Below are 1071 nucleotides of genomic sequence, written 5' to 3'. Positions count from 1 at the left end.
TGGCATTTGGTGCGATAATAATGTTTACATTTAGTGGTGAGTCGAAATTATTTACTAATTCCCTTGCGCACAGATTCGGATCTATTAATTTATTGTCATCAGCACTGTGCTTGTCAGCACGAAAGAAAATTAATAGGTCTGAGAGTAGGTTTGATAGTCGCGTTGATCGGCTCTTAAGAAGCGAAAGATGTTCTCTAACGTTATTATGATTATCGGTGGCTAAGTCTTCTTCGGCCCATTGAATGAGATTTTTCATTCCATTTAGAGGAGCGCGCATGTCGTGACTTGCTAATGAAACGAATGTCTCTAAATTCTGATTTGCGTCGGCTAGTGCTTCGTTTTTATCTTGAAGCTCGGTATATGCTCCCTTCAGAGCCCTGTTTAAGTCTTTGTTTTTATCTAGCTCGGAAGAGATTGTCATTCTACTTTTCACGAATGCTATCAAGCAGAGCAAGGTGAGTAATGAGAGAATAATCAGACCGATATTTTGAGTTTTGACGCGTTCTTGCTCGTGCCAAAGTTGTTCTACCATTTGGATGCTCGGCGTCATCCAATTTTTGATCGATCGGTCTATCGTTCCATCGGCATAAAGTATTGCAAGGCCCTTATTAATTTGATCCAAAATTAAGTCATTGCCTTTTTTAACAGCGATGCGTGAATAGCTTTTTGGTAATGGACTAGAAATGCTTTTTAAGTTTGCAATTCTAGAATTGAAGATCGTATTCATTCCGACGAGATGATCAACGAGGACGGCATCAATGTCTCCGTTTATGACGCCGCGCATTCCTTCTTCCCACGAGCTTACCAACGCCAATGGGATATCGTTACGTTTGAGGTAACTGTAGGGGTAACCCTTGGCCTCAACACCGATAATCATGTTATTTAGATCAATATTATTTTCGTCGAAGTTAGAATCCCGATGCACGAATAAGTGGAATTCTGAAACAACGAGTTCTGTTGAAAAATCTAATATCTTTTCTCGTTCAGGATTGGTGTTGATATGCAACAAAGCATCAACACCACCTTTTAATATTTGTTCTTGCGCTTGCGCCCAGTTCATTCCGATAACAC

1 protein-coding gene is annotated in these 1071 nt (G+C 40.1%); it reads right to left on the bottom strand.

The features are described from left to right. On the bottom strand, positions 1-1071 hold a 1071-nt coding region (locus tag A3739_RS18570), incomplete at both ends, for a transporter substrate-binding domain-containing protein (RefSeq protein ID WP_156502683.1).

The organism is Oleiphilus sp. HI0067 (assembly GCF_001635735.1).
This window is presented reverse-complemented; position numbering and strand designations above follow the sequence as displayed.